This window comes from Acetatifactor sp. (assembly GCF_982438285.1).
The window spans coordinates 1-2,059 of sequence record NZ_CEWDFQ010000444.1; the positions used below are offsets into that span (position 1 = coordinate 1).

Sequence of the window (2,059 nt, forward strand, 5' to 3'; positions counted from 1 at the left end):
CTTCTGCACCCTGTTTGCAATGAGCTTTACCTTGGTCTCCTCCTCGTTGAATTTAGGATGACGGTACAGCGCCTTTAAAAGAGAATAGGAATCTGTAATGGAGGTTGGCTCCGGCGTGGTTACCAGAAGAATTTCCCCGCTGGCCACCAAAAATTCCAGCACCGCATCTGCAATGCCGGCTCCTGTGTCCACTATGATAATATCCGCAATGGCATCCAACTGGGCAAGATTTTGAATAATATAGCTTAGCTGCTCCCTGTTTAGGTTTGCCATCCCGGAAATTCCGGAGCCGCCGGAAATAAAACCCACATTCATAGGCCCCCAGGTAATAATTTCCTGAATGCTTTTTCCCTGATAAATCAAATCGTATAGATTATGTTTTGGAACCGCCCCGAACATAATCTCAATATTCGCCAGCCCGAAATCTGCATCCAATATAACGACCCGTTTTCCCTGCCTGCGAAACTGAATGGCAAGATTGATGGAGGTGTTGGATTTTCCTACCCCGCCCTTTCCGCTGGTAACGGTAATGACACGCGCCAAGGGTCTTGTCTGTCTGCTTGCTTTCATGATTCTCAACTGTTCTGCCTGATCCATATCCACACTCCTTTATCCGCGTTTCCCTCCCAGCAGGGATTTTACAGTCTTTTGCGGATTAAACTGCTCAATGTCGTCCGGTACATTCTGACCGCAGGTTACAAAAGCGATGGGGGCATCCGTATACAGCTTCAAATTCATCAGATTTCCAAACGCAGCCGTCTCATCCAGCTTGGTAAAAATCAGCTGATATTTTGTTATCGTCTTATAGCTTTCTGCAATACGCAGCAGATCACTGTATTTGGTGGTGGCGCTGAGCACAAGAAACGCCTGATACTCCGCCATCTCCTCCACGGCCTTAAGCAGGCCGCTGGTTTTTTCCAGCTGCTCCTCATTCTGGTGGGAATGCCCCGCCGTGTCCACAAAAATGTAATCAAAGCTTTCAAAATCTGAAATCGCTTTCTGCAGCTCTTCTTTGGTATAGATTACCTGGAAGGGAACCTCCAGTATATTGGCATGGGTTCTAAGCTGCTCCGCAGCGGCTATCCGGTAAGTATCAGCGGTCAAAAGGGCAATGTTTTTCTTCTCCCCTACAGAATAGCTGCTTGCTATTTTTGCGATAGTCGTGGTCTTGCCCACGCCGGTAGGCCCAAGAAACAGCACTACCTTCGGTCCTTTTGCAGCGGGCTTGATTCCCTCCGCCCTTCCGAATTTTAAAATCATTTTCTGATATACGTTTGTAAGAATATAATCAATGGGAGTGTTGGGCTTTCTGGTTTTATCTATGTCCTCCAGAATCTGGTTGGCGTATCTTTCATCCACCTCATTGTCCAGCATGGTATTGTACAAAAGACGGATAAATTTCTCCTGCTCCTTATTTTCTTCCTTGTCTCCCTGTTTGTCGCTGCCTTCCTGCTTCGGTATCTGTTCCTCCTCTTCCTCTCTGGCTTGATTTTTCTCTGTCTCAGATTTCTTAAGCTGGGTCACCAGAAGATTCTGGAGGCTTTCCAGCTTCTTTTCAATGTCCTTTGAGCTTCCCTCAAGCCCGGTATCCATATCGGAGGCTTTTTCCGAAAGAAGCGTCGCCTTGGGCTGATTTGCCGAGGCCCTGGCTGTCTCTCTGCGCACAGGCGTATAGGCGTCCTGCTCCTCCTCCAAAGCCGCCGTCACCTCCACCTGCTTTGATTGGAACAGTCTCCGCCATCCGCTGGGCTTTACATCCCTCACATTCATGATAACGGCGCTTCCGCCAAGCTCCTTCTTGGCAGCCTCCGCCGCTTCTTCTTCGGTTTTCCCTACATATTTTTTTATAATCATTACGCTGTCACCATCCCTACCGACTGTAATTCTACATTAGACTCCACCTCATTGTAAGAGACCACCACTAAGTCCTTAAAATAATCCTCCGTCAGTCTCTTAAAATACATACGCACAATGGGGGATGTGATGATAATGGGCGTCTTGCCCAGATTTTCCAGCTTGCGGATTTCTTTCCCCACCGAATCTATGATAGCCTTGGAGC

3 protein-coding genes are annotated in these 2,059 nt (G+C 47.8%); all 3 read right to left on the bottom strand.

What is annotated here, in order from left to right; genetic code table 11:
• Nucleotides 1-597 (bottom strand): P-loop NTPase (locus AC1WIP_RS15040; protein ID WP_481142592.1); only part of this gene is annotated, 597 nt, incomplete at its 3' end.
• A 12-nt stretch (nt 598-609) separates the two neighbouring features.
• Nucleotides 610-1,854 (bottom strand): flagellar biosynthesis GTPase FlhF, encoded by a 1,245-nt coding sequence (flhF, locus tag AC1WIP_RS15045; protein ID WP_481142593.1) that lies wholly within the window; start codon nt 1,852-1,854, stop codon nt 610-612.
• On the bottom strand, nt 1,854-2,059 hold a 206-nt coding region (locus AC1WIP_RS15050; protein WP_481142594.1), incomplete at its 5' end, for an FHIPEP family type III secretion protein. The genes flhF and AC1WIP_RS15050, both read right to left, overlap by 1 nt.